General features: G+C 72.1%; 24 protein-coding genes and 1 pseudogene. 7 read left to right on the forward strand and 18 right to left on the reverse strand.

The window, feature by feature from the left end; translation table 11 throughout:
• Positions 1-70: 70 nt before the first annotated feature.
• Both LQ940_RS16910 and LQ940_RS16915 read left to right on the forward strand, forming a co-directional pair.
• Entirely contained in the window at positions 71-571 is a 501-nt protein-coding gene (locus LQ940_RS16910; RefSeq protein ID WP_231244755.1) for a winged helix-turn-helix domain-containing protein, read from the forward strand.
• Positions 568-1,806 carry an MFS transporter gene (locus LQ940_RS16915; protein WP_231244754.1) on the forward strand — a complete coding sequence of 413 codons (1,239 nt, stop codon included), beginning with the start codon at positions 568-570 and terminating at the stop codon, positions 1,804-1,806. Before LQ940_RS16910 ends, LQ940_RS16915 begins: the two co-directional genes overlap by 4 nt.
• On the opposite strand, the gene LQ940_RS16920 is transcribed toward LQ940_RS16915, so the two are convergent.
• Both LQ940_RS16920 and hppD read right to left on the reverse strand, forming a co-directional pair.
• Positions 1,778-2,308 carry a DUF1697 domain-containing protein gene (locus LQ940_RS16920; RefSeq protein ID WP_231244753.1) on the reverse strand — a complete coding sequence of 177 codons (531 nt, stop codon included), beginning with the start codon at positions 2,306-2,308 and terminating at the stop codon, positions 1,778-1,780. The two genes, LQ940_RS16915 and LQ940_RS16920, sit on opposite strands and share 29 nt — an antisense overlap.
• Before the next feature lie 51 nt (positions 2,309-2,359).
• The gene (gene hppD, locus LQ940_RS16925; protein WP_231244752.1) at positions 2,360-3,553 is read right to left on the reverse strand and encodes a 4-hydroxyphenylpyruvate dioxygenase; all 1,194 of its coding nucleotides are present in this window, start codon (positions 3,551-3,553) and stop codon (positions 2,360-2,362) included.
• An 82-nt stretch (positions 3,554-3,635) separates the two neighbouring features.
• On the opposite strand from hppD, the gene LQ940_RS16930 reads away from it, so the two are divergent.
• Complete coding sequence (locus LQ940_RS16930) at positions 3,636-4,103, forward strand: Lrp/AsnC family transcriptional regulator (RefSeq protein WP_231244751.1); 468 nt, start codon at positions 3,636-3,638, stop codon at positions 4,101-4,103.
• Positions 4,104-4,113: 10 nt separating this feature from the next.
• On the opposite strand, the gene LQ940_RS16935 is transcribed toward LQ940_RS16930, so the two are convergent.
• The 5 genes from LQ940_RS16935 to LQ940_RS16955 form a co-directional block, all read right to left on the reverse strand.
• The gene (locus LQ940_RS16935; RefSeq protein ID WP_231244750.1) at positions 4,114-4,749 is read right to left on the reverse strand and encodes an IclR family transcriptional regulator; all 636 of its coding nucleotides are present in this window, start codon (positions 4,747-4,749) and stop codon (positions 4,114-4,116) included.
• Positions 4,750-4,788: 39 nt separating this feature from the next.
• Entirely contained in the window at positions 4,789-6,579 is a 1,791-nt protein-coding gene (locus LQ940_RS16940; RefSeq protein WP_269217216.1) for a DEAD/DEAH box helicase, read from the reverse strand.
• On the reverse strand, positions 6,576-6,824 hold the full coding sequence (locus tag LQ940_RS16945) for a DUF3039 domain-containing protein (protein ID WP_231244788.1): 249 nt from the start codon (positions 6,822-6,824) through the stop codon (positions 6,576-6,578). Before LQ940_RS16945 ends, LQ940_RS16940 begins: the two co-directional genes overlap by 4 nt.
• A gap of 63 nt (positions 6,825-6,887) precedes the next feature.
• Positions 6,888-7,460, reverse strand: a complete 573-nt coding sequence (locus LQ940_RS16950; protein WP_231244749.1) for a M23 family metallopeptidase — start codon at positions 7,458-7,460, stop codon at positions 6,888-6,890.
• 218 nt (positions 7,461-7,678) lie between these two features.
• Positions 7,679-8,236 carry a YqgE/AlgH family protein gene (locus LQ940_RS16955; protein WP_231244748.1) on the reverse strand — a complete coding sequence of 186 codons (558 nt, stop codon included), beginning with the start codon at positions 8,234-8,236 and terminating at the stop codon, positions 7,679-7,681.
• A 108-nt stretch (positions 8,237-8,344) separates the two neighbouring features.
• On the opposite strand from LQ940_RS16955, the gene LQ940_RS16960 reads away from it, so the two are divergent.
• Positions 8,345-9,007 carry a TetR/AcrR family transcriptional regulator gene (locus tag LQ940_RS16960; protein WP_231365041.1) on the forward strand — a complete coding sequence of 221 codons (663 nt, stop codon included), beginning with the start codon at positions 8,345-8,347 and terminating at the stop codon, positions 9,005-9,007.
• Positions 9,008-9,011: 4 nt separating this feature from the next.
• On the opposite strand, the gene LQ940_RS16965 is transcribed toward LQ940_RS16960, so the two are convergent.
• From LQ940_RS16965 to LQ940_RS16975, 3 genes are all read right to left on the reverse strand, one after another.
• A complete protein-coding gene (locus LQ940_RS16965; protein WP_231244746.1) occupies positions 9,012-10,019 on the reverse strand; it encodes a DUF3048 domain-containing protein in 1,008 nt (335 codons plus the stop codon).
• An 87-nt stretch (positions 10,020-10,106) separates the two neighbouring features.
• On the reverse strand, positions 10,107-10,874 hold the full coding sequence (locus tag LQ940_RS16970) for an SDR family NAD(P)-dependent oxidoreductase (RefSeq protein WP_231244745.1): 768 nt from the start codon (positions 10,872-10,874) through the stop codon (positions 10,107-10,109).
• A gap of 37 nt (positions 10,875-10,911) precedes the next feature.
• Positions 10,912-11,334, reverse strand: coding sequence for an HIT family protein (locus LQ940_RS16975; RefSeq protein ID WP_331275730.1), 423 nt, complete (start codon positions 11,332-11,334; stop codon positions 10,912-10,914).
• 75 nt (positions 11,335-11,409) lie between these two features.
• On the opposite strand from LQ940_RS16975, the gene LQ940_RS16980 reads away from it, so the two are divergent.
• Complete coding sequence (locus tag LQ940_RS16980) at positions 11,410-12,657, forward strand: MFS transporter (RefSeq protein WP_231244743.1); 1,248 nt, start codon at positions 11,410-11,412, stop codon at positions 12,655-12,657.
• Here the strand turns inward: LQ940_RS16980 and LQ940_RS16985 are convergent.
• Together LQ940_RS16985 and LQ940_RS16990 are read right to left on the reverse strand one after the other, a co-directional pair.
• Positions 12,630-14,414, reverse strand: a complete 1,785-nt coding sequence (locus tag LQ940_RS16985) for an ABC transporter ATP-binding protein (protein WP_231244742.1) — start codon at positions 14,412-14,414, stop codon at positions 12,630-12,632. The two genes, LQ940_RS16980 and LQ940_RS16985, sit on opposite strands and share 28 nt — an antisense overlap.
• Positions 14,415-14,448: 34 nt before the next feature.
• On the reverse strand, positions 14,449-15,831 hold the full coding sequence (locus LQ940_RS16990) for a M15 family metallopeptidase (RefSeq protein ID WP_231244741.1): 1,383 nt from the start codon (positions 15,829-15,831) through the stop codon (positions 14,449-14,451).
• Between the two features lie 156 nt (positions 15,832-15,987).
• On the opposite strand from LQ940_RS16990, the gene LQ940_RS16995 reads away from it, so the two are divergent.
• The gene (locus LQ940_RS16995; RefSeq protein WP_231244740.1) at positions 15,988-17,304 is read left to right on the forward strand and encodes a phage tail protein; all 1,317 of its coding nucleotides are present in this window, start codon (positions 15,988-15,990) and stop codon (positions 17,302-17,304) included.
• 49 nt (positions 17,305-17,353) lie between these two features.
• On the opposite strand, the gene LQ940_RS17000 is transcribed toward LQ940_RS16995, so the two are convergent.
• The 6 genes and pseudogenes from LQ940_RS17000 to LQ940_RS17020 form a co-directional block, all read right to left on the reverse strand.
• A complete protein-coding gene (locus LQ940_RS17000; protein WP_231244739.1) occupies positions 17,354-17,680 on the reverse strand; it encodes a hypothetical protein in 327 nt (108 codons plus the stop codon).
• A 124-nt stretch (positions 17,681-17,804) separates the two neighbouring features.
• Positions 17,805-18,050, reverse strand: a pseudogene (locus tag LQ940_RS21895) (hypothetical protein); the annotation flags it as partial.
• Complete coding sequence (locus tag LQ940_RS17005; RefSeq protein ID WP_231244738.1) at positions 18,010-18,402, reverse strand: VOC family protein; 393 nt, start codon at positions 18,400-18,402, stop codon at positions 18,010-18,012. The pseudogene LQ940_RS21895 and the gene LQ940_RS17005, both read right to left, overlap by 41 nt.
• A 364-nt stretch (positions 18,403-18,766) precedes the next feature.
• Positions 18,767-20,452 (reverse strand): ribonuclease J, encoded by a 1,686-nt coding sequence (locus LQ940_RS17010; RefSeq protein WP_231244737.1) that lies wholly within the window; start codon positions 20,450-20,452, stop codon positions 18,767-18,769.
• 40 nt (positions 20,453-20,492) lie between these two features.
• Positions 20,493-22,067, reverse strand: a complete 1,575-nt coding sequence (locus LQ940_RS17015) for a peptide chain release factor 3 (RefSeq protein ID WP_231244736.1) — start codon at positions 22,065-22,067, stop codon at positions 20,493-20,495.
• A gap of 49 nt (positions 22,068-22,116) precedes the next feature.
• A complete protein-coding gene (locus LQ940_RS17020; RefSeq protein WP_231244735.1) occupies positions 22,117-22,677 on the reverse strand; it encodes a protein-L-isoaspartate O-methyltransferase family protein in 561 nt (186 codons plus the stop codon).
• Between the two features lie 101 nt (positions 22,678-22,778).
• Here LQ940_RS17020 and LQ940_RS17025 point away from each other — a divergent pair, with 101 nt between their 5' ends.
• The gene (locus LQ940_RS17025) at positions 22,779-23,768 is read left to right on the forward strand and encodes a hypothetical protein (protein ID WP_231244734.1); all 990 of its coding nucleotides are present in this window, start codon (positions 22,779-22,781) and stop codon (positions 23,766-23,768) included.
• Positions 23,769-23,811 lie beyond the last annotated feature (43 nt).

Here is a 23,811-nt window from a genome sequence, read left to right on the forward strand (position 1 = left end):
ACCCCCCAACAACTGCTTGACAGTCGCGGCAGTCGTCGACCAGACTCCCCAATAACCATTGGGAGGTCATATGTCCGACGACGAGGTACGGGCGCTGCGAGCCGCGGCACACCCGGTCCGGCTGCGGATCCTCTCGCTGCTCACCAGCTCCGAGCTCAGCGCGGCGGAGGTGGCGCGGGAGCTGGGCCTCACGCACGCCAACGCGTCCTACCACCTGCGCGTGCTGCTCGACGCCGAGGAGATCGTCGAGGCCGGCGAGGAGCGGATCCGTGGCGGCGTCGCCAAGCGCTACCGGCACCCCTGGCGCCAAGAGGAGCACGCGGGGCACGCCCGGGGGGTGGACGCCCGGACGATGGCGCACGAGATGGTCCGCCGGATGGAGCTGCGCGACGGCGCGACGCAGGCCAACTTCACCGACGCCGAGCTCTGGGTGGAGACCGAGGTCTGGGAGCGGGCGATGCGCCTGCTCGTGGAGGCCTCCGAGCTCGTGCACGCCGAGGCCAGGCCCCCGCGCGCCGAGGGCACCCGCCCGGTCGGCCTGACCATCGCGGCGTTCGGGATGACGCCGTGAGCCGCCCGCCGGCGCTCGCGCCCCTGCGCGAGCAGAACTTCCGCTGGTACTTCCTCTCCCGACTGGTCAACATGGTCGGCGGGACGATGGCGAGCGTCGCCCTCGCCTTCGCCGTGCTCGAGGTGAGCGACTCCCCCAGCGCGCTCGGCACCGTGCTGGCGGCGATGAGCATCCCCATGGTGGTGTTCCTGCTCGTCGGCGGCGTCGTGGCCGACCGGTTCGGGCGCACGCTCGTGATCCAGACGTCCAACGTCGTCTCCGGCCTGTGCCAGCTGGGCATGGCCGCGCTGGTGCTCAGCGGCCATGCGCAGGTGTGGCAGCTCGTCTGCCTCGCCGCAGTGATCGGTACGTCGTCGGCCATGGGCTTCCCCGCGCTCGCCAGCGTGCTGCCGCAGCTCGTGCCCCGCGAGCAGCTGCAGCAGGCCAACGTGCTGATCTCGATGATGCGCGGGACCCTGACGGTGCTCGGCCCGTCGGTCGCCGGCATCCTCGTGGTCACCGTCGGGCCAGGCTGGGCCCTGGCCGTCGACGGGGTCTCCTACCTCGGCGCCGCCGCGCTGCTGCTGCGCGTGCACATCCCCGCGCCCGCTCGACGTGAGGACCAGCCCTCGATCATGGTCGAGCTCCGGGAGGGGTGGACCGTCTTTCGCGGAACCACCTGGCTCTGGGTCGTGGTCCTCGCCTTCTCCGCGCTCAACGCCATCCACGCCGGCACGATCTTCACCCTCGGCCCGGTCCTGGCCAAGCAGAGCGACATCGGCGAGCGCGGCTGGGGTCTGATCCTGTCGGCCGAGGCCGTCGGGCTGCTCGCCATGACCCTGGTGATGAGCCGCGTCCGGCTGGAGCGCCCACTGCTCTTCGGCATGCTCGGGATCGGCGCGCTGTCACTGCCGATGCTCATGCTGGGGCTGTACCCGCAGGTCGCGGCCGTCATGGCGGTGATGGTCCTGGCCGGCGCCGGCACCGAGATCTTCAACCTGGGCTGGAACCTCGCGATGCAGGAGCACATCCCCGACGACGTGCTCTCGCGCGCCTACTCCTACGACGCTCTCGGCTCGTTCGTCGCGATCCCCGTGGGCCAGCTGCTCTTCGGCCCGTTGGGCGCCGCGTTCGGCGTGCAGCAGGTCATCCTCGTGGGCGGCATCGGCTACGCCGCGATCGTCGCCCTGGCGCTCACCTCGCGCTCGGTGCGCCGCCTGCAGCGGGTCAGCACCACTTCTCCCGCAGCGCCCTGATCACCGTGACGTTGCGGTTGGTGGCCACGCCGAGCAGCCTCTCGACCGCGACGTTGTTCGTGCTCGCCCCGAGGTAGCTCTGCCCCACGAGCAGGTGCACCGCCCGGCCCTCGACGTGCACCCGCTCCTGCTCGGTGCTGCGCTCCTCCAGCACCCGAGCCGTCGCGGCCGACGGCTCGTCCTTGAGCAGCGAGACGTAGTGACGGCCGGCGTGGTCCGCGGCGAGGCGGTCGGCGTCGTCGGCCACGCGACGCAGCTCGGCCGGGGTGAACAGGATCGTCGGCACCTCGAAGCCCTGCGACTCCCGATAGGCCTGCTCCAGGGCCGCCTCGATCCGCGCGCGCGACCTCATCGCCGTACCGAAGCGGACGTTGCCGGTGTTGATGTAGGTCTCGACGTCGCCGAAGCCCGCTGCCTCGGTGGCCGCGACGATCGCGGCCTTCGGGAACTTCCGGTTCGCACCGAGGTTGATCGCCCTCAGGAACGCCACGTAGGTCGCCATGGGGACATCATGCCTTCGCGCAGGTGCATGAGATTTCGAGACGCGCAGGGCTCACAAGTTGCCTCGGGCGTCCTGCTCGCGCTCGATGGCCTCGAAGAGGGCCTTGAAGTTGCCCTTGCCGAAGCCGAGGGAGCCGTGGCGCTCGATGAACTCGTAGAAGACCGTGGGACGGTCGCCCATGGGCTTGGTGAAGATCTGCAGGAGGTAGCCGTCCTCGTCGCGGTCGACCAGGATCTTGCGCTTCTTCAGCTCCTCGATCGGCACCCGCACCTGACCGATCCGCGCGCGCAGCTCCGGGTCGTCGTAGTAGGAGTCGGGGGTGTCGAGGAACTCGATGCCGTGGTCGCGCAGGATGTCGACCGAGCGCAGGATGTCGTTGGTGGCCAGCGCGATGTGCTGGCAGCCGGCGCCGTCGTAGAACTCGAGGTACTCGTCGATCTGCGACTTCTTCTTGGCGACCGCGGGCTCGTTGAGCGGGAACTTCACGCGGTGGTTGCCGCTCGCGACGACCTTGCTCATCAGCGCGGAGTAGTCGGTGGCGATGTCGTCGCCGATGAACTCCGCCATGTTCGTGAAGCCCATGACCTTGTGGTAGAACTCCACCCACTCGTCCATGTGGCCGAGCTCGACGTTGCCGACGCAGTGGTCGACGGCCTGGAACAGCCGCTTCGGGTGGCCTTCGCGGCGCGCGACGGTGGTGGTGCGCGCGACGTAGCCGGGCAGGTAGGGGCCGGAGTAGCGGGCGCGGTCGACCAGCGTGTGCCGGGTCTCGCCGTACGTCGCGATCGCGGCGAGCCGGACCGTGCCGTGCTCGTCGGTGACGTCGTGCGGCTCCTCGAGGATCCGCGCCCCGACCGCGCGGGCGTGCTCGATGCAGCGGTCCACGTCGGGCACCTCGAGCGCCAGGTCGACGACGCCGTCGCCGTGGCGACGGTGGTGCTCCAGCAGCGGGCTGTCGGGCGTGACGCCTCCGGTGAAGACGAAGCGCGCGCTGCCCGAGCGCAGCACGTAGGACTTGGAGTCCCGGGTGCCCGTCTCGGGGCCGCGGTAGGCCTCCAGCTCCATGCCGAGCGCGAGCTGGTAGAAGGTCGCGGTCTGGGTCGCGTTGCCGACCACGAAGCCGACCGCGTCCATGGCGGTGACCGGGAAGACGTCGCGGCTGGCGTCGTACTCGACCAGGCCCACCAGCTCCTTGAGCTGCTCGAGGGTGAGGTCGGCCTTGAGCTCGTCCGGGGTGAGAGTCATGGCCACAGCGTGTGGGCTCGCACACAATCTGTGCAACAGTACGTCACAGAGTTGAGCAATCTGACCAGTTCTGGAGGTCCACGTGGACGATCTCGACCGCAACCTGATCGAGCTGTTCGCCGCCGAGCCGCGCGTCGGCGTGCTCGAGGCCTCGCGCCGGCTCGGCGTGGCGCGCGGCACCGTCCAGGCCCGCCTCGACAAGCTCGAGAGCTCCGGGATCGTCACCGGGTGGGGACCCGACCTGGCCCCGGAGGCCCTGGGCTACCCGGTCACGGCGTTCCTCACGCTGGAGATCAGCCAGTCCGCGGGCCACGAGGCGGTGGCCGAGCAGCTCGCCGCGGTGCCGGAGGTGCTCGAGGCCTACACGATCACCGGGGCCGGCGACCTGTGGTGCCGCGTCGTCGCGCGCACCAACGCCGACCTGCAGCGGGTCATCGACCGGGTGGTCGCGGCCTCCGGCGTCCAGCGCGCCTCGACCGTGATGGCGCTGGCGACCCAGGTGCCCTACCGGGTGCTGCCGCTGGCCGGCCAGGTCGGCCGGGTCGACTGAGCGGTTCCGGTCAGCCCAGTCGCTCGGTGAGCTCCTCGACCGCGGTGACGACCCGGGGGCCCACCTCCCCCGCGTCCAGGGCGCCGAGGGTCACGATGCCCACGCTGGCCTCGAGCCCCTTGATGCCCGGCAGCGGGGCGGCCAGGCCCCGGGCGCCGGCCTGGAGCTCCCCCTCGGTCACGACGTACGGCGCGAGGTCGCCGTCGCGACCGGCGAGGATCGCCTTGCCGGCCGCGCCCTGGTGGAGCGGGTGCCGCGAGCCGACCCGGTAGCTGACGTGGAAGTCGGTCCACGACGGCTCCACGACCGCGAGGGCCAGCCCCTCGTCGCCCTCGGCGACCGTGAGGTGCGCCGTGCAGCCGACGGCCTCCGCCAGCGCGCGCAGGACCGGGACCGCGACGTCGCGCACGAGCGGGTGCACGGCCGAGGCGAGGTGCAGCATGCCGAGCCCGACGTGCAGCCGCCCGCGGGCGCTGCGACGAACGAGCGCGTGCTGCTCGAGGGTGCTCACCAGCCGGTAGACGACCGTGCGGTTGACGTCGAGCTGCAGCGCCAGCTCGGTGATCGTGAGCCCGTCGGGTGCGGACGCGAGCACGGTCAGGACGCGCAGCCCCCGGTCGAGGGTCTGGGAGGTCTCGGCCGGCATGGCGCCGAGCCTACGACCCGGCCGCCGTGGGCCGGGCTGCTAGGACGACTTGCGCGACGCCCACTCCCGCAGCCGGTCGATGCGCAGGTGGAGCTGCTCGGCGTTGGCGACCGCGGCGGCCGGCCCCCCGCACTCCTTGCGGAGCGCGGCGTGGGTGATCCCGTGGGCCTGCCCGGTGCGGTGGTACCACGCCGCGACCAGGCCGTTGAGCTCGCGGCGCAGGACCGCGAGCTGCTCGTGGGTCGAGACCTCGGCCACCGTGTCCGACTCGACCGCGACCCGCTTCTGCTGGCGCGCTCGGTCGCTCTGCCGCTGCTGGAGGAGCTCGCGCATCTGACCGGGCTCGAGCAGGCCGGGGATCCCGAGGAAGTCCATCTCCTCCTCGGAGCCCACGTGCACCTCGCCGGCGTGGCCGAACTCGCCGCCGTCGTAGAGCACCCGGTCGAAACGCGCCTCGGAGCCGAGCGCCTCGAACGGCAGGCCCTCGTCCTCGCCCTCCGTCTGGGTCGCCTCCGCCTGGGCCATCAGCTCCTTCTCGGCCGCGAAGAGGTCGCCCTCGTCGTTGACCCGGCGGCCGAGGACGTGGTCGCGCTCGACCTCCATCTCGGAGGCGAAGCCCAGCAGGGCCGGCACCGACGGGACGAAGATCGACGCCGTCTCGCCGCGGGAGCGGGCGCGCACGAAGCGGCCGACGGCCTGGGCGAAGAACAGCGGCGTGGAGGTCGTCGTGGCGTAGACGCCGACCGCGAGCCGCGGCACGTCGACGCCCTCGGAGACCATCCGGACCGCGACCATCCAGCGGGAGTCGTCGGCGGCGAACTTCGAGATCTTCTTCGAGGCCGCCTTCTCGTCGGACAGCACGAGCGCCGGTGTCTCCCCACTGACCCGCTTGAGGATCTTGGCGTAGGCGCGCGCCGACTCCTGGTCGGTGGCGATCACCAGCCCGCCGGCGTCCGGTACGTGGCGACGTACCTCCGAGAGCCGGGTGTCGGCCGCCTCGAGCACCGACGGGACCCAGGAGCCGGAGGGGTCCAGGGCGGTGCGCAGCGCCTGCGAGGTGAGGTCCTTGGTGAGCGGCTCGCCCAGGCGTACGGCGATCTCGTCACCGGCCCGGGTCCGCCACTGCATCTCCCCGGAGTAGGCCAGGAAGAGCACCGGCCGCACCACGTGGTCGGCCAGCGCCTGCGCGTAGCCGTAGGTGAAGTCCGCGACCGAGCGCGGCACCCCGTCGGGCCCGGGGGCGTAGGTGACGAACGGGATCGGGTTGATGTCCGAGCGGAACGGCGTGCCGGTGAGCGCGAGGCGACGCGACGCGGGCTCGAACGCCTCCCGCACGCCCTCGCCCCACGACAGGGCGTCGCCGGCGTGGTGAACCTCGTCGAGGATCACCAGCGTCTTGAACCGCTCGGTGCGGATGCGCATGGCGAGCGGGTTGACCGCCACGCCGGCGTAGGTCACCGCGACTCCGAGGAAGTCGCTGGAGATCTTGCCCGACCCCGCCGAGTAGGTCGGGTCGATCGGGATGCCGGCGCGGGCTGCCGCCTCCGCCCACTGCAGCTTGAGGTGCTCGGTGGGCGCGACCACGATGATCCGGTCGACGATGCGCCGCCCGATCAGCTCCGAGGCGACCGACAGCGCGAACGTCGTCTTGCCGGCTCCCGGCGTCGCGACCGCGAGGAAGTCCCGCGGCGCGCGCTCGAGGTAGTCGGCCATCGCCGCGGTCTGCCAGGCGCGCAGGGACGGCGCGGTGCCCCAGGCCGCACGGTCCGGCCAGGCCGGGGTGAGTGCGGGGGTGAGGTGGACGGCGGCTTCGGGGTCGCCGCCCGTCACTCGCCCTCGTCCTTGAAGCTCTCCCAGGCGTCCTTGCACTCAGGGCACACGGGGAACTTCTCGGGGGCACGGCTGGGGACCCAGACCTTGCCGCAGAGCGCGACGACCGGGGTGCCCATCACCATGGCCTCGGTGAGCTTGTCCTTGTCGACGTAGTGCGAGAACCGCTCGTGGTCACCCTCGTCCGTCGGGACGGTACGGCGGTCCTGGTCGACGTCGAGGTCCGTCGTGGTGGAGAAGCCGATGGAGGTCACGGCCCCAACTCTAACGCCGGGCCGATGCCCCGAGGCACCGGCTGCACACCGACCTCACACGCGCCGCCCGTGGGCGGCGAGAGCCCGCTCGGGGTCCACCGGGTCGCCGCCTCCGGGGCGGACCTCGAGGTGGAGGTGGGGGCCGGTGGAGTTGCCGGTGCTGCCCACGGTCCCGATCACGTCGCCGGCGGCGACGCCCTGCCCCACGGAGACCCGCTGGGTGTCCTGGTGGCAGTACCAGACCTCGGTGCCGTCGGGCAGGGTCACGACGGTCTTGTTGCCGTAGGCGCCGTCGTAGGCGGTCGAGGTGACCTTGCCGCGCTCGATGGCCCTGACGGGCGTGCCCAGCGGCGCAGCGAAGTCCAGGCCGGTGTGGGTGCTGGACCACATCGAGCCGGCGTTGCCGAAGCGGCCGGTGAGGCGGTAGCCGGTCACCGGCAGGTGCCAGCGCTTGATCTTGGGCTTGGGGGTGAACGTGTGCCCCTCGCGCACGACGTACGGCGGCAGGGCCGGCGCGGGTGAGGCGGCCGGCGCGCTCGCGGCGGCGGCGGGCTGGGCGAACGTGGTGCCGAGCAGACCGACCGCGACGGTCGAGCCCAGGAGGAGATGGATGACGCTGAGTCGCAACGAACTGGCTTTCTCGTGGAACCTGCCGCCGACGTGGGTCGGCGGCCTTTCACTACGAGTGAGCCAGGCTCCCGCACTCGCCTCAAATCCCCCAGGGGGGTTGTCGTGACGCCGATCACGGGGTCGCGGCGGCTACCCCGCTCAGCCAGGGTCGAAACAGCGACGAAGGTCACGTCCCCAATCGGCGCGCCTATCCCGGCACCAGGGGCACGAGTGGGCTAGTTGAGGTCGGGGTCGACAGGGCGCGTCGAGTGCCAGGCGAGGTCGCCGGGCTGGCGGCGCAGCACGTCGCGCCACAGGTCCGAGGGATCCTCGCGGAACACGTCGTCGGCCTGCGCCGGCACGACGTACCAGCTGCCGGTGGCGATCTCGCCGTCCAGCTGACCGGCCCCCCAGCCGGCGTACCCGGCGAAGATCCGCAGCGCGTCCAGGCTGTCGCCGAGCAGCTCCACCGGCGTGTCCAGGTCGATCAGGCCGAGCTGGCCGGTGACCTCGCGGAAGCCCACCGGGGGCTCGTGCGAGCCGTGGAGCAGCGCCACCGCCAGGGCACCCTCGGCCATCACGGGGCCACCTTGGAACAGCACGTCCGGCTCGGTCACCACGTCGCGCCACGCGTCGAGGACCTCGGCCACCGGCAGGCCGGAGGGGCGGTTGAGCACGACCCCCAGGACGCCGCTGTCATCGGCGTCGAGGACGAGGACCACGCTGTCGGCGAAGTTCGGGTCGTTCAGGGCAGGCGTCGCGACCAGGAGCACCCCCGCCTCGACGCCGGTCATGCTCCCATCATGCAGCACGTCACGCCCCCCTCACCTCGACGGGTGATCCCGGCCACCAGAGACCGGGGTCACACGTAGGGTCGAGGGGTGAGCAGATCCGTCTCCAAAATGGTGCCCCAGGTCCCCTCGGTCGGGGCCGGCCGCCGGGCGGCGTACTCCGCCTCCACCAAGCGGGCCCTGATCGACGCCGCCGAGACGCTCTTCACCGACCACGGCTACGCCGCGGCGTCGCTGGACCAGATCGTCGCCGGCGCCCGGGTCACCAAGGGGGCGCTCTACCACCACTTCAGCGGCAAGCAGGCGCTGTTCGAGGCGGTCTTCGAGCGGGTCGAGAGCGACGCCGCGACCTCGGTGCGCCACGCGCTGCGCGGGCACGAGGACCCCTGGGACAAGGCTCGTGCGGGACTGCGCGCGCACCTCGAGGTCGTGCGGGAGCCGCGCTACCGGCGCATCGTGATCCAGGAGGGACCGGCCGTCCTGGGCTACGAGCGCTACCGCGAGCAGGAGGAGCGCTCCACCTTCGCCAACGTCCTCGACATCGTGCAGTCGGTCCTCGCGGCCGGCAACTGGGAGCTCGACGAGGACATGCAGCAGACCTTCGCGCGGATCTTCTTCGGCGCCATGTCCGCGGCCGGCGAGGCCGTCTCCGGCGACGAGGACCCCGTCGCCGCCGCCGTGCGCGTCGAGACCGCGATCGGCTTCATCCTCTCGGGCTTCCAGATCCTCGTCGAGAACGACGTCCGGCTCCCCAACGCCCTCGCCGAGGACTGAGGCCCTACTCGAAGCTGACGTCGCCGCCGTTGCCCTCGGGGACCAGCTCGATGAAGGTGCGCCCGGCGGGGACCACCAGCTCGCCGGCCTTGGTCGAGAGCTCCAGCGGGGCCTCGAGGGACTTCTTGGACCAGGTCCCGCGGACCAGGCGGCCCTGGTGGAAGAGCAGCGCGGCGCCCTTGCCCTCGAACTTGGTCTCCGGCACCGGGTTGCCCGCCGGGTCGCGGTAGCCGGCGTCGCCGACCTTGACCCGGAGCACCAGCACCGTGTCGGCCGGGAACTCGTCGCCCTCGGCGGCATAGCTGTTCTCGTTGACGTAGCCCTTGTCGCGGAAGACCCAGTTGGTGGTGTGCCCACCGGAGAAGCTCGCCGCGATCCGGGTGGCCGGCTGGCCCTTCGGCAGGTCGGCGGCCTTGCCCCACGGCAGGTAGTCGTCGGGGCGGGCGGCGTCCTGCTTCACGAGGGTCGCGGTCTTCTTCATGTCCGTGAAGAGGTTGTACGGCGCGCTGCGGCCGCCCTCACGGTAGAAGCCCTTGGCCCCCTCGGCGAAGAAGTCGATCCCGGCGTCCTTGATGCGCGCGATGGTCACCGGGGCGGCGCCGCTGGTGACCATGGCCGCGTCGACCGGGGCGACGATGCCGATGTCGCTGGCCCGCATGGAGCGCACCGGGCCGACCTCGCCGGGGATCGTGGAGTAGTAGAACGCCGCCAGGCGGGTGACCCCGCCCTCGACGAGCTCCTCGACCACGAGGTCGGCCTTGCCGAGCCCGACCTGGGGCGCGCTGGAGGGGGTGTTGTCCATCTTCAGCACCATCACCGGGTGCTCCTGCTCGGCCTGCTGCCCCTTCGGCACCTGCAGGCCCGTCAGGGGCCAGGTGTCCGGCGCCTCGGGGGAGCTCGACCCCTGGGCCTCCGGCTCGTCCTTGCCGCCGCCCTTGTCGTCTCCCCCACAGCCGGCGAGCAGCAGGGAACCGGCGACGACGATGCTGGCGAGCAGGCGGGCAGAGCGCATAGGTGACTCCAAACGTGTAGTGAACGACTCGACTTCAGTCTTGCGTGCGGCGGGCCCCGACCTGGGAGGCGCGCCCGGGTGTTGCGGTCAGCCGAGCTTGGCGCCGCCGTCGACGTACAGCGTCTGGCCGGTGATGTAGGACGCCTCGTCGCTGCACAGGAACGCGGCGGCGGCCGCGATGTCCTCGGGGTAGCCGACGCGGCGCACCGGGTTGGCCTCGGCGTTGAGGCGACGGAACTCCTCGACGTCCATCTTCAGGCGGGCCGCGGTGGCGTCGGTCATCTCGGTGGCGATGAAGCCGGGCGCGATCGCGTTGGCGTTGATGCCGAACGGGCCGAGCTCGATGCCGAGGGTCCGGGTGAAGCCCTGGATGCCCATCTTCGCCGCGGAGTAGTTGGCCTGGCCGCGGTTGCCCAGCGCCGAGACGCTGGAGAGGTTGAGGATCTTGCCGTACTTCTGCTCGACGAAGTGCTTCTGGGCCGCCTTGGTCATCAGGAACGCGCCCTTGAGGTGCACCCCCATGACCAGGTCCCAGTCGTCCTCGGTCATCTTGAACAGCAGGTTGTCGCGGGTGATCCCGGCGTTGTTGACGAGGATGTGGATGCCGCCGAGCTCCTCGACGACGCGCGCCACCGCGGCGTCGACCGAGGCCGCGTCGCTGACGTCGGCGCCGATGCCCACGGCCTTGGCGCCCTCGGTGAGCGGCAGGCGGCCGGCCGCGTCGGCGGCGGCGGTCTCGTCGAGGTCGACGATCGCGACCGACGCGCCCTCCTCGGCGAAGCGAGTGGCGGTCCCGAAGCCGATGCCGCGCGCGGCCCCCGTGATGACCGCGATGCGTCCGTCGAACCGACCCATGGTGAGACTCCTCGTGTCGCTGGTGGGGGAACGCTCGTCACTCTAGAGAAGCCCGCAACCGCGCCGCGTACTGGCCCGACTCGCCCTCGGCGTACCTGGTGCGGGGCCAGAAGAAGCCGCGCAGGCCGTCGCCCTTGGTGCGGGGCACGACGTGCAGGTGCAGGTGGGGCACCGACTGGCTCACGACGTTGTTCATCGCGACGAAGCTGCCCTGCGCGCCGAGCCCTTCGACCATGGCGGTCGCCAGGCGCTGGGAGGCGGCCAGGAACCCGCCGCCGAGCTCGGCCGGGAGGTCCGGGAGGGTGGCGACGTGGCGGCGCGGCACCAGCAGGACGTGGCCCTTGAAGACCGGGCGCCGGTCGAGGAACGCCACGAAGTCGTCGGTGTCGAGCACGACGTCGGCCGCGCCCTCGCCGGCCACGATCGCGCAGAAGACGCACTCGGCCATGTCGCCCAGTATCCTTGACGTGCTCAGGGTTTCGCGCGTCTTGGAGGTGGGTTCGGCGCGCTGTCTCGCATACCCAGAGGAACCTCGTTGTCACCGCTCGCCTCCTACCGCCGTCTGCTCCACCTGGCCGGTCCCCTCTACGTGCTCGTCGCCTTCCTGGGCAGACTGCCGCTGAGCATGAGCCAGATCGGCACCCTGCTCCTGGTCTCCGACGCCACCGGGAGCTACGGCTCCGGCGGCCTCGCGGCCGGCGCGCTGGCCGTGGCGAACGCCGTGGGCTCCCCCCTGGCCGGGGAGCTCGCCGACCGGGTCGGGCAGCGCTCCGTGGTGCTCGTGCAGTCGCTGCTGGGCTCCGCCGGTCTGGTGCTGCTCGTGGCTCTCACCCGCGCGGACGCCTCGGCCGGTGTGCTCACCCTCACGGCGGCGGCGGCCGGCCTGGTGCTGCCGCAGGTGGGACCCATGGCGCGGGTCCGGTGGCGGCCGATCACCCGGCACGAGACCGGGCGCCAGCAGCGGCTCATGGACGCGGCGTTCTCCTACGAGGGCGCCGCCGACGAGGCGTCGTTCATGTTCGGCCCCGCCCTCATCGGCCTCCTGGTCGCCGCCGTGTCGCCCTCCGCGGCGATGCTCGTGGCGGCGGGGCTGCTGGCCGTCTTCGGCTGTGCCTTCGCCGTCCACCCGACCGCGCGCCTGACCGGCCGGGCTGCCGGACCGCTGGTCGGCCACGGACCGCTGCTCAGCGTGGTCTTCGTCGGCCTGCTGGGCGCGCAGCTGTGCATCGGCCTGCTGTTCGGCTCGATCCAGACCGGCACCACCGCCCTCACCACCGACGCCGGCCAGCCGGGGCTGGCCGGCATCGTGCACGCGTGCCTCGGCGTCGGCAGCGTCCTGGCGGGACTGGCCACCGTCGCCCTCCCACCCTGGGTCGGGCACGAGCGCCGGGTGCTGATGTCCGCCGCCCTGCTGCTTCCCCTCGCGATCCCGCTGCTCTGGGTCGGCTCCGTCACGGCGCTGGTCGTCGTCGTCCTGCTGCTCGGCTTCGGCGTGGCGCCGTACATGATCGGGGTCTTCAGCATCGGCGAGCGCGCGGTGCCGCCGGCGCGCGTCGGCCTGGCGATGACGCTGCTCGCCGGGGCGACCGGGATCGGGTACGCCGTCGGGTCGACCCTGGCGGGGCGCCTGGCCGACGCCGAGGGCCACACCGCGGCGTTCGCCGTGACGGTCGGCGCCACCGCCGTCGCGCTGCTGATCGCCGCGGCCGGTCAGCGTCCGGCGCACCGGATGCTGACCGCACGCGCTCAGGAGACTCAGGCGAGCGCGGCCTCGCCGGTCTGAACCCGCCACAGGGCGGCGTACGCGCCGTCGAGGGCCACCAGCTCGTCGTGGGTGCCGCTCTCGGCGATGCGGCCGGCGTCCATCACCCAGATGCGGTCGGCGTGACGCACCGTGGAGAGGCGGTGTGCCACCACGAGCGCCGTCCGCTGCGCGCCGACCTCGGCCAGCGAGCGCTGGATGGCCGCCTCGGTCTCGTTGTCCACGGCGCTCGTGGCCTCGTCGAGCACGAGCACGGCCGGGTCGCGCAGCAGCGCGCGCGCGAGCGCGAGGCGCTGTCGCTGGCCGCCCGAGAGGGTCACGCCGCGCTCGCCCACGGGGGTGTCCAGGCCGGCGGGCAGCGCATCGACCACGTCGAGGGCGGCCGCCTGCGCCGCCGCCCGGCGGATCTCCTCGCGTGAGGCGTGCGGGGCGCCGTAGGCGATGTTGTCGGCGATCGTCCCCGCGAACAGGAACACGTCCTGGGCGACGTAGCCCATCGAGCCGCGCAGCGAGTCCCAGTCGAGCTCGCGCATGTCCTGCCCGTCGAGCAGCACGGCGCCGGCACGCGGGTCGTCGAAGCGCAGCACCAGGCGCAGCAGCGTCGACTTCCCCGCTCCGGTCGGCCCCACCACGGCGTGGGTCTCCCCCGCCGGGACCACCAGGTCGATGCCGTGCAGGACGTCGGGGCCGTCGGCGTAGCCGGCCCGCACGCCGCGCAGCTCGATGCGTCCCGACACCGGCCGGGCCAGGACGGTGCTGCCCGCGGGGACCGTCACGGGGACGGCGAGCAGGGCCAGGATCCGGCCGGCCGAGGCCCGCCCGCGCTGGTAGAGGTCGAGGACGGTGGCGACCTCGGTCAGGGGCCACAGCAGCCGCTGGGTCATGAAGACCAGGACCGAGTAGAGCCCCACCTGCAGGTCGCCGCGCAGGGTGGCCCAGCCACCGAGGAGCAGGGTGCAGGTGAAGCCCGCGAGGATCGCCACCCGCACGAGCGGCACGAAGGCGGCCGAGGAGCGGATGGCGCGTTCGTTGGCGTCGCGGTAGGCGGCCGAGACGGCGGTGATCCGGTCGCGCTCGCGATCCTCGGCGGTGAAGGCCTTGATCGTGGCGATGCCGCCGAGGTTGGCCGACAGCGCGGCCGACAGGTCCGACACGGTCTCGCGCACGCGGTCGTAGAGCGGCTCCAGGCGGCGTTGGAAGACCAGCGAGCCGACGACGATGGCGGGGATGGGCAGGAACGCCAGCACCAGCAGGGTCCATGACGACGCGGCGAACACCGCGCCCACCAGGAGCACGTTGAGCACGGTCTGCAGGATGGCGGGCGCACCGACGTCGAGGAACCGCTCCAGCTGGTTGACGTCGTCGTTGAGCGTGGCCAGCGTCGAGCCGGCCGGCCGGGCCTCGTGCCAGCCGAGGTCGAGGTGCTGGGCGTGGTCGTAGGCCTCGACCCTCAGGTCGTGCTCGACGCCCTGCGCGAGCCCGCGCCACAGCACGTTGGCGACGTACTCGGTGACGGACTCGACGATCCAGATGACGGCGTTGATCGCGGCCAGCCAGGCGAGCTGCGCGTAGCGCGACTCCACCCCCAACAGCTCGCCGGCGAGCGAGTCGGACCCGCGGACCACGACGTCGACGGCCGCGCCGATGAGCAGCTCGGGGACGACGTCGGCGACCTTGTTGACCGCCGACATGGCGACCGCCCAGGCGAAGCGGGCGCGATAGCGACGGTAGCGGCGCCACAGCTCACGCAGTGGGGCGGCGGGCAGGGCGGTCTCCACCCGGTAAGGCTAGCCTTACCGCGGGACTGGTCGGTCAGTGGCAGACCACGGCGAGACAGACCCGGGGCAGCAGGACCCGGCCGTGGTGGGCGGCGTCGAAGTGCTGGCTGTCGCCGGTGCCGTAGGTCCAGCGCAGCCCGTGCGAGCGCATGAGCCGGACGACGGGGTGGCCCCCGGAGCGCCAGGCCACCAGCGGGTGCGAGCGCGACTGCCACCAGGTGTTGGGCACCAGGCCGGTCGCCGAGCGGTAGGGGTTCTCCCAGGTGTTGACGTCCAGGGAGCGGCCGTAGGAGTGCGGCGAGCGCACGCCGGGCCGGTTGACGACGTGGCGGCAGTTGAACGCCGAGGTGTTGCCGGCCGCCATCGACTTGTAGTCGTTGCCGCCCTGCAGGCGGCGGGAGTAGCCGAAGCGGTCGATGCGGTACATCGCTCGGATCGGGAACCCGCGCCGGTACATCTGCGCAAGAGCGCCGCCGATCTTTCCGGCGGCGTCCGCGGCGGTCACGACCTCGCCGCGCCGGCGGTAGCCCTCGTAGTCCCAGTAGTTGACCCGCACGAGGCGCAGGCCGTCGCGGCCCACGGGACAGCCGCGGTGCCAGCTCACGCCGACCATTTGGCGCCACACCGCGTCCGGGATGCGGCCGACCGTCACGTTCGCGCCCTCGCCGACGGCGCGGGGCTGCGGCGGCAGGGTGATCCGCGGACGAGGTGCGCCCTTCGGCAGGGCGACCGGGGGCCGCGGCGGCACGTTGTCGATCACCAGCACCGGGCTCCGGTCGCCGTAGACCCACTCGACCCCCTGGGCCCGCACCCGGTAGCGGGTGTCGACGCGCGGGCCGACCCGGGCCTGGGTGCGCCCGTCGGCGCGGGTGCGCAGCGTCGCCACCCGTCGCCAGCCGCCGCCGGCCACGCGCTGCTGCAGGTGGACGGTCCCGGCGACGGGCGCCCCGGAGCGCGTGCGCCACCGCACCGTGAGCGCCACCGACCTCTCGTCGACCACGCGCCCCGGCCCCGAGAGGGTCACGACGCTCTCGCGGCGCCGCAGAGGAGCCAGCACGTCCGCGGACACCGCCGCGGCGTACGTCGCGTCGCCGGCGTACGTCGCCCGCCACACGTTGTCCTCGCCCACCCGGCTCAGCTCCTGGCTCAGCGCGGCGCTGCCGTCGTCGCCGGTGGTGACCGTGCCCGCGGCCTGCCAGGCGCCGGAGACCCGGCGCTCGACGACCACCTGCACGCCCGGCAGCGGGGTCCCGCCGCTGTGGGTCAGCACGACCGCGACCGAGGTCGTGTCGTCGGCGTACCCCCCGGGCGCGGAGAGCGTGAGCTCCGTGGGGGCCGACGCCGCGGCGTACGCAGGCGCCACCGTCACCACCAACATGAGCGAGACCACCGCGACCATCCACCGCCCGAAAGACATGGGGAGGAGTCTGCCCAACCTCCCGGCGGTTGCGGCGCCCCCCTCGCTCGGGCGTGTCGAAAACGGGCACGGGCGAGGCGTGCGGCCATTAGGCTCGGCCGGCCCGGAGCCCCTTGAGGAGTCGGCCGCCCGCACCCGACCCGGAGGCATCCGCCCATGAACCGTCCCACGTCCCTGCTCCTGACGCTCGCCCTGCTGGCGGTGGCGTCCTCCTGCAGTCACGAGGGCACCGGCCCGGGTGGCGCCGCGGGCGGTCCGAGCACCTCCGGGGAGACCGGCACGGTCGTCACCGAGGCCGCCGTGACGGACACCCTGCCCTCGGACGTCAGCCTGCTGTTCGCCCTGCAGGCCGAGTCCGGCGAGCTCGAGGCCGTGGCGGGTGGACCCGAGGGCACCTTCACGCTGACCCTCGAGCACACCACGCGCCAGACCACCTGGTTCACCGACCGTCCCGCGCGCGACGGCGGCACCGTGTCGACGGAGTCGTTCGTGGCGGACTGGGCCGCCCTCGGCTTCGACGACGTGCCCCCGAACGCCGTGCTGACGCTCAGCGGGCGGGACTCCGCGGACCCCCTGATCGTCGAGCTGGGCGCGCCGGCGTACGAGCCCCACGACCGGACCCTGCGGGTCGAGGTCGAGGTCCTGGGCCGCCCCGTGCTCCACGACGTCCCCGGACCCTTCGGCGCGGCCTCGCTGTTCATCGACAACGCCACGATCGGCACCGGCTGCGGCTTCACCGGCGAGATCGACTACTTCGCACAGTCCCTCACGCCCGCCGGATACGTGCCGGCCGACGGCCGTCAGGTGCGCACCGCCGCGATGCCCGAGCTCTACGCCGTGCTGGGCAACCGGTTCGGCGGCGACGCCGCGACCTTCCGGGTGCCGACGGTCGCTGCGCCCGGCGCGGGCCTGCACGCCCTGGTCTGCGCCCGCGGGGGCGCGGACCCCGCCGAGGCCGACCCCGACGAGCAGCGCGAGCACACCTGCCTGACCGGCCAGGTGCAGCTCTTCGCCCAGGAGACCCCGGTCTACGGCTTCCTGCTCGCCGACGGACGACAGCTCCCCGTCACCAAGCACTCCTGGCTCTTCGGCTACGCGGGCAACCAGTTCGGCGGCGACGGCGTGACCACGTTCGGGCTGCCGAGCGTCGCGTCACCGCCCGGGACCAGCGCCCAGGTCTGCTCCTCGAACGTCGTCCAGTGGACCAACCAGCACTCCGCCGGCAACTGCTACCAGTCGGAGGTGGGGTTCTGGGCGGTCCGAGGACCGATGCCGCGGAACTGGGTGAGGCCGCAGGCGGGCAACAGCGGCGCCCTCATGCCGATCAGGCAGCAAACCGCGATGTTCGAGCTGATCGGGACGTCGTTCGGGGGCGACGGGAAGACCACCTTCCAGCTGCCCTTCCTGGATCTCCCCGACCCCCGCCTGACCCCAGCGATCTGCCTGAACGGCGTCTTCCCCCCGCGCGAGTGACCCGTCGCCCACTGTGCCCACTAGGCGACGGGGCGTTGGCGGGTCGCCCCTACCGCTCGCCCTTGGGGTACTCCGAACCTTGAAGCACCTCGTCAACCGAGACGTCCCACCTGAGCGTGGTCTCCGAGATCTTCCGCACGATGCAGCAGGAGTTCAGGAACGCCGGCTGATGGGACAGGCCGATGGTAGGGGGGTGCGGAACCCTCGAGCGCACCGAGGCGGGCTCGCCATGTTCGGCCGCGACGATCTCGAAGCCAGTCTGTGGGTTGAATAGCGTTTGCCAGGCGTGCTTGGAAAACCGGAAGAAGTCCCACGGCGCATCGTGCACCGGCCAGGTAGTGCCGATGGCCGGCCCGCCGTAGTGCTCCAACTGCACGGGCCATCGCCCCAATCCGAACGCCGTGACCGCTCCCGCATCTCACTGGGTGTGTCCCTATTCGGGACCCACCGGCTGTGCTGCGGGTGTGTAGCGGGCGAGGTTCACTGCCGCCGTTCACGTCCCGGGCCAGGGTGAGCCCACAGGCCGCGCACTCGTAGACCCGGTCCGCGAGCGTCAGGTCAGGCTTGACCTCACCGCAGCCCGAGCAGGTCTGTATCGATCGACGCGGGACGGCTTGCGGGTCGAGGACCGGGGATGCGGCCACCGAAGAGGACAACTCCCACATCCGCCGCCGGCGGCTTCGGATGGGAGGTAACCCTCGCTCGTCAGGCCCCTGGCGTGTAACGGGTGAGAACGCAGAACTCATTGCCCTCTGGGTCTGCGAGCACCGCCCACCCCTTGTCAGGTCCGTCGCGCCGATCGTCGACGAGAGTTGCGCCCAGCGCGATGATTCGGTCGATCTCCTCCTCGCGGGTGCGGTCGGTCGGGCGAACGCAGAGGTGCATACGGTTCTTCACCGTCTTCGTCTCGGGCACCCGGGCGAAGATGATCTCGCGGTCATCGGGTCCCACCAGCCAGCACTCCTCCTCGTCGGGCCCCATCTCCGCTTCGTCGAGGAGTCGGAAGTCGTCCAACACCTCTGACCACCACCTGACCTGGGAGTACGGATCGATCGCGTCGATACAGAAGTTCGATGTGCGAGACACCATGGTCGTCATGATCGATGATTTCGCTTCTCGGTGGTAGAGGCGGAGCCGCAACTGCAGGCGATCACCGCCGACCATCCGCGCCGGTGCGCGCTCCGCGTGACCATCCTCTGTCGGGGCTCCAACGGCCTACTCCCGGCTCATCAACTCCCGCTCCTGCCAGTTCAGTGCGGTACGGCATGCCCCGCACGGCGACGACCTCGCTCGCCCGTGCAATAGGGACACACCCAGTCAGTGTGAGGCTGGCTCCACGACCGGCGGCTGGCTGCGACTGAGTCGGCGCGACCCGCAACTGTCCCCGCCCCCCGCTGACCCGTCAGAAAGTTTGTGACGGGTCAGCGGGGACGGGGACAGTAGGCGACGGGTCGGAGGTGGCTCAGGCGTCGATCACGATGGGGATGATCAACGGGCTGCGGCGGAAGGTCTTGTGGGACCACCGGCCGATGTCGCGCGCCAGCATCTGCTCGAGCTGACGGGCGTCGCCGATGCCCTCGCGGGCCGCGTGCGCGAGCGTCTTCTCGATGACCTGGACGGCCGGGTCGAAGGCCTTGGGCTCGTGCACGAAGCCGCGCACCAGGAAGTCGGGCGGGTCGGCGAGCTGACCGCTGTCGGCGTCGACGATCGCGAGCACCGTGACCACCCCCTCCTCGGCGAGGGTACGGCGGTCCTTGAGCGTCGCCTCGGTGACGCCGCCGACGGTCTGGGCGTCGACGTAGACGTTGCCCGCCTGGACCTTGCCGGTGATCGTCGCCTTGCCCTGGTGCAGGTCCACCACGACGCCGTCCTCCGCGAGGACGACGTTCTTGGGGTCCAGGCCGGTGCTGATCGCGAGGTCGGCGTTGGCGCGCAGGTGGCGGTACTCGCCGTGCACCGGCATCACGTTCTTCGGCTGCACGATGTTGTAGCAGTAGACGAGCTCGCCGGCGCTGGCGTGACCGGAGACGTGCACCTTCGCGTTGCCCTTGTGGACGACGTTGGCGCCCCAGCGGGTCAGGCCGTTGATGACGTTGGAGATCGCGTTCTCGTTGCCGGGGATGACCGAGCTGGCCATGAGGATCGTGTCGCCCTCGCCGATGCGGATCTTGTGGTCCCGGCTCGCCATGCGCGACAGCGCCGCGAGCGGCTCGCCCTGCGAGCCGGTGCAGATCAGCGTCGCCTTGTTGGCCGGCATCTTCTCCAGCTGGGCCAGCGGCACGATCAGGTCCTTGGGCACCTTGAGGTAGCCGAGATCCTGGGCGACGCCCATGTTGCGCACCATCGAGCGGCCCACGAAGGAGACCTTGCGGCCGTGCTCGTGGGAGGTGTCGAGCACCTGCTGGATGCGGTGCACGTGGCTGGCGAAGCTGGAGACGATCACCCGGCGCGGCGCCGTACGGAAGACCTGCTCGATCGCGGGGGTCAGCTCGCGCTCGGAGGTGGTGAAGCCCGGCACCTCGGCGTTGGTGGAGTCGGTGAGGAAGAGGTCCACGCCCTCCTCGCCGAGGCGGGCGAAGCCGCGCAGGTCGGTGATGCGCTTGTCGAGCGGGAACTGGTCCATCTTGAAGTCGCCCGTGTGCAGCACCGTGCCGCCCGGGGTGCGGATGGCGACCGCGAGCCCGTCAGGGATGGAGTGGTTGACCGCGAGGAACTCCAGGTCGAACGGCCCGAACGACTTGCGGTCGCCCTCGACGACCTCGTCGCGGACCGGGCGGATCTGGTGCTCCTTGAGCTTCTCGGTGATCAGCGCCAGCGTGAGCTTGGAGGCGATGACCGGGATGTCGCGGCGCTCGCGCAGCAGGTAGGGGACTCCGCCGATGTGGTCCTCGTGGCCGTGCGTCAGCACGATCCCCACGATCGACTCGAGGCGGTCGCGGATCCAGCTGAAGTCGGGCAGGATCACGTCGACGCCGGGCTGGTGCTCCTCGGGGAAGAGCACGCCGCAGTCGACGATGAGCAGCTTGCCGTCGAACTCGAAGACGGTCATGTTGCGGCCGATCTCGCCGAGGCCGCCGAGTGCGACCACGCGCAGCGCGCCCTGGGCCAGCTTCGGCGGCTTCTGCAGCTCGGGATGGGGGTGGCTCACGTAGAGCTCCGTTCTAGTGTCGTGGAGCAGGGCTCCATGGTCAGCCGCCACTCGCGGGCAGCTGTTCGAGCAAGATGTCGGGGTTGTCGCGCTTGGCGGTGTGCGCGCGCCACTTGTCCGGGAAGAGGGCGAGGTAGGCGCCGTCGGAGCGGCGCATCACCTCGACGCCGCGTACGGCGCTCAGGGCCTCGACGCCGTCGGCGTCGGTGAGCATCGCCAGCTGGTAGTCCAGGCGCTCGAGCCGGATGGCGGCGCCGTACTCGGACTCCATCCGCGCGCTCACGACCTCGAACTGCATGGGGCCGACCGCCGCCAGCACCGGCGCCTGGTCACCGCGCAGGTCGGAGCGCAGCACCTGCACGACGCCCTCCTGGTCCATCTGCTCGATGCCCCGGCGGAACTGCTTGTAGCGCCCGGTGTCCGCGGCCCGCGCCGACATGAAGTGCTCGGGCGCGAAGCTGGCGATCGGCGGGTAGCGGACGGCGCGGCCCTCGTAGATCGTGTCGCCCACCCGCAGTGCGGAGGCGTTGACCAGGCCGACGATGTCACCGGGCAGCGCGGTCTCGACGACCGACCGCTCGCGACCGAAGACCGCCTGCGCGTACTTGGTGGCGAACGGCTTGCCGGTCTCGCCGTGGTTGACGACCATGCCGCGCTGGAACACCCCGGAGCAGACCCGGGCGTAGGCGAGCCGGTCGCGGTGGTTGGTGTCCATGCCGGACTGCACCTTGAAGACGAACGCGCTGAAGTCGTCGTCGACCTCGCGCCGGGTGCCGTCGACGGCCTCCGTCGCCGAGGGCGGCGGCGCCAGCTCGAGCAGGACCTCGAGGAGCTGGGCCACGCCGAAGTTCTGCAGCGCCGAGGCGAACAGCACCGGCGTGGTCCGGCCGGCGAGGAAGCGCTCCTGGTCGTGGTCGGCGCCGTCCATCTCGAGCAGCTCGTGACCCTCGAGCGCGGCGTCCCATGCCGCGCCGGCCACGGCGCCGGCCTCGTCGGCGGCCACGTGGAGCTCGGGGGCGCGCGTCGCACCGCCCGCCGTACGCGTGAACTGGATGAAGTGGCCGCGACGGCGGTCCAGGACGCCCTGGAACTCGCCGGACTGCCCCACCGGCCAGGTGAGCGGGGTCGGCTTGAGCCCGATCTCCTTCTCGATCTCGTCCATCAGCTCCAGCGGGTCGAGGCCGGGGCGGTCCCACTTGTTGATCACGGTGATGACCGGGATGCCGCGGTGCGCGCACACCTGGAACAGCTTGAGCGTCTGCGGCTCCAGGCCCTTGGCGGCGTCGACCAGCATCACCGCGGAGTCGACGGCCGAGAGCACCCGGTAGGTGTCCTCGGAGAAGTCGGAGTGGCCCGGGGTGTCGACCAGGTTGACCACGTGGTCGCGGTAGTCGAACTGCAGCGCGGCCGAGGTGATCGAGATGCCGCGCGAGCGCTCCATCTCCATCCAGTCCGACACCGTGCCCCGCCGACCGGACTTGCCGTGCACCGCGCCGGCCTCATTGATCACGCGGGCGTGCAGCGCGAGGGCCTCGGTGAGGGTCGACTTTCCGGCGTCGGGGTGGCTGATCACCGCGAACGTACGGCGCGGGCGGGTGTCGGTGGAGCTGGTCATCGGGGTCAACTCTCCCAGGTGCGGGCCGAAAACCCCCAACGGGCGCCGCTCAGACCAGCGGCACGAACCGGTAGCCGCCGTGCCGGGTGACCCGCGGCCGCCCCTCCGCCTGCTCCACGAGCAGCATGGTCCCGCTCACCGGCAGCACCATCCGGCCGCCGGAGGCGAGCTGCGCGACCAGCTCGTCGGGCAGCCGCCGCGCCTCGGCCGACACCAGGATCCGGTCGTACGGCGCCCGGTCCGGCACCCCGAGGACGCCGGGCTCCGCGGGCCGGATGCTCGCCCAGGGAAGGTCCTGGCCGGCGAGGTTCGCGCGTCCGAACGCGACCAGCTCGGGCACGACCTCCACCCCGACCACCTCCCCGGCGGCCCCGGTCAGATGCCCCAGCAGCGCCGTGGTCCACCCCGAGCCGGACCCGACGTCGAGGACCCGGTCGCCGGGGCGCACGGCGAGCAGCCGCAGCATCGCCTCGACGGTCCGCGGCTGCGAGCTGGTCTGGCCGTGGCCGATCTCGAGCGGACCGTCGTACGACGCGCGACGGCGCAGCCGCCTCGGCAGGAAGCCCTCGCGCGGGGCGGCCTCGAACGCGGCGTCGACCGGGTCGGGCACGCGTTCGATTCAAGCACGGCCCGTCGCGTGCTCCGCCGTCCGAGCCTCGAGACATCGGCCCGCCTGGGATTGCGAGTCCGGCCGCGGGGTACCAAGGCCCTATGACCCGGCACTCCCTCGCGGCCACGGCCCTCGTCGCCTTCACGACGCTCGCGTCCTTGCTCACGGGCCTCCCCGCTCAGGCGGCCTCTCCGGCGGATGGCTCCTCGAGCGAGCGCGTCGCGCCGATCCCACGGGCGATCAGCCTGGTCGGACGGGACCTGCACCTCTCCGGCGGCACGGTGATGCGCCTCCCCCGGGCCGCAGGCGCCACGCCGGTGCTGCTCGGCACGGTGGGCAACGGCTGGATCGTGGCGTCGGGCGGGTCCTTCCGCCTGGTGCGCCCCGACGGCGGCGTACGGGGGATCGCGGGCCGCAACCGCACGGAGCTGTACGTGACCGAGGCCCTCTCCGACGACGGCAACCGGATCCTCTCGGCCTCGACCGACCAGGCCGACGCGCTCTACCTCCGCGTGGTCGACCTGCGGGGACGCGAGCTGCTCGACACCTGGTACCAGAGCCTCTTCGGCGAGATCTCCGACGTCGCCGACGGCAGGGTGTACGTCGTCGGGTTCAGCGGCACCCGTGCGATCGACGACAGGGACGGCACCGTCACCCGGGTGGTGCAGCGACCGACCGCCCTGGTCGCCGCCGAGCACGACGTCGTCTTCGTAGGCACCCGCAAGCGCCCGGGCCTGGTCGGCCCGACCAGCCTCTCCGGGCCCGGCACGCCGGCCTGGCGGGCGCGCTTCGACCCGGTCGCGGTCTCCCCCGACGGACGCTACGTGGTGGGCCGCGAGGGCACCGTCCGCTCGATGAGGGACGGACGCGTCGTACGCCGGGTGCCGGTGCCGAAGCCGCGCGCGGACGAGGCGTTCCGCTTCCTCGGCTGGGGCGCGACGGGCCGCGTCCTCATCGAGAGGTCGGTCGGCCAGCGGCGCCTGCTGACCTCCTGCGCGGTGCCGCGCGGCGCCTGCCGGCAGGTCGGCTCGACCACCGGCTACGTCTCGCTGCCCACGAGCCACGCGGGCCCCTACCTGCAGCCTTCCTAGGAGCAGCCGCTTTTCGCATACGCGCGTGGCGAGACACGGGATC

The sequence above is a fragment of the Nocardioides sp. cx-173 genome (genome assembly GCF_021117365.1).
Lineage (GTDB): Bacteria > Actinomycetota > Actinomycetes > Propionibacteriales > Nocardioidaceae > Nocardioides.

Excerpts from the sequence above, each read along its gene's own strand:
- LQ940_RS16955 (WP_231244748.1), bottom strand. The coding sequence starts at position 8,236 with ATGACCGGCGTCGAGGCGGGGGTGCTCCTGGTCGCGACGCCTGCCCTG.
- LQ940_RS16965 (WP_231244746.1), bottom strand. The coding sequence starts at position 10,019 with ATGCGCTCTGCCCGCCTGCTCGCCAGCATCGTCGTCGCCGGTTCCCTG.
- LQ940_RS16935 (WP_231244750.1), bottom strand. The coding sequence starts at position 4,749 with ATGCCGGCCGAGACCTCCCAGACCCTCGACCGGGGGCTGCGCGTCCTG.
- LQ940_RS16910 (WP_231244755.1), top strand. The coding sequence starts at position 71 with ATGTCCGACGACGAGGTACGGGCGCTGCGAGCCGCGGCACACCCGGTC.
- LQ940_RS17015 (WP_231244736.1), bottom strand. The coding sequence starts at position 22,067 with ATGACCAGCTCCACCGACACCCGCCCGCGCCGTACGTTCGCGGTGATC.
- hppD (WP_231244752.1), bottom strand. The coding sequence starts at position 3,553 with ATGACTCTCACCCCGGACGAGCTCAAGGCCGACCTCACCCTCGAGCAG.
- LQ940_RS16990 (WP_231244741.1), bottom strand. The coding sequence starts at position 15,831 with ATGTCTTTCGGGCGGTGGATGGTCGCGGTGGTCTCGCTCATGTTGGTG.
- LQ940_RS16995 (WP_231244740.1), top strand. The coding sequence starts at position 15,988 with ATGAACCGTCCCACGTCCCTGCTCCTGACGCTCGCCCTGCTGGCGGTG.
- LQ940_RS16970 (WP_231244745.1), bottom strand. The coding sequence starts at position 10,874 with ATGGGTCGGTTCGACGGACGCATCGCGGTCATCACGGGGGCCGCGCGC.
- LQ940_RS17025 (WP_231244734.1), top strand. The coding sequence starts at position 22,779 with ATGACCCGGCACTCCCTCGCGGCCACGGCCCTCGTCGCCTTCACGACG.
- LQ940_RS16960 (WP_231365041.1), top strand. The coding sequence starts at position 8,345 with ATGGTGCCCCAGGTCCCCTCGGTCGGGGCCGGCCGCCGGGCGGCGTAC.
- LQ940_RS17005 (WP_231244738.1), bottom strand. The coding sequence starts at position 18,402 with ATGACGACCATGGTGTCTCGCACATCGAACTTCTGTATCGACGCGATC.
- LQ940_RS16920 (WP_231244753.1), bottom strand. The coding sequence starts at position 2,308 with ATGGCGACCTACGTGGCGTTCCTGAGGGCGATCAACCTCGGTGCGAAC.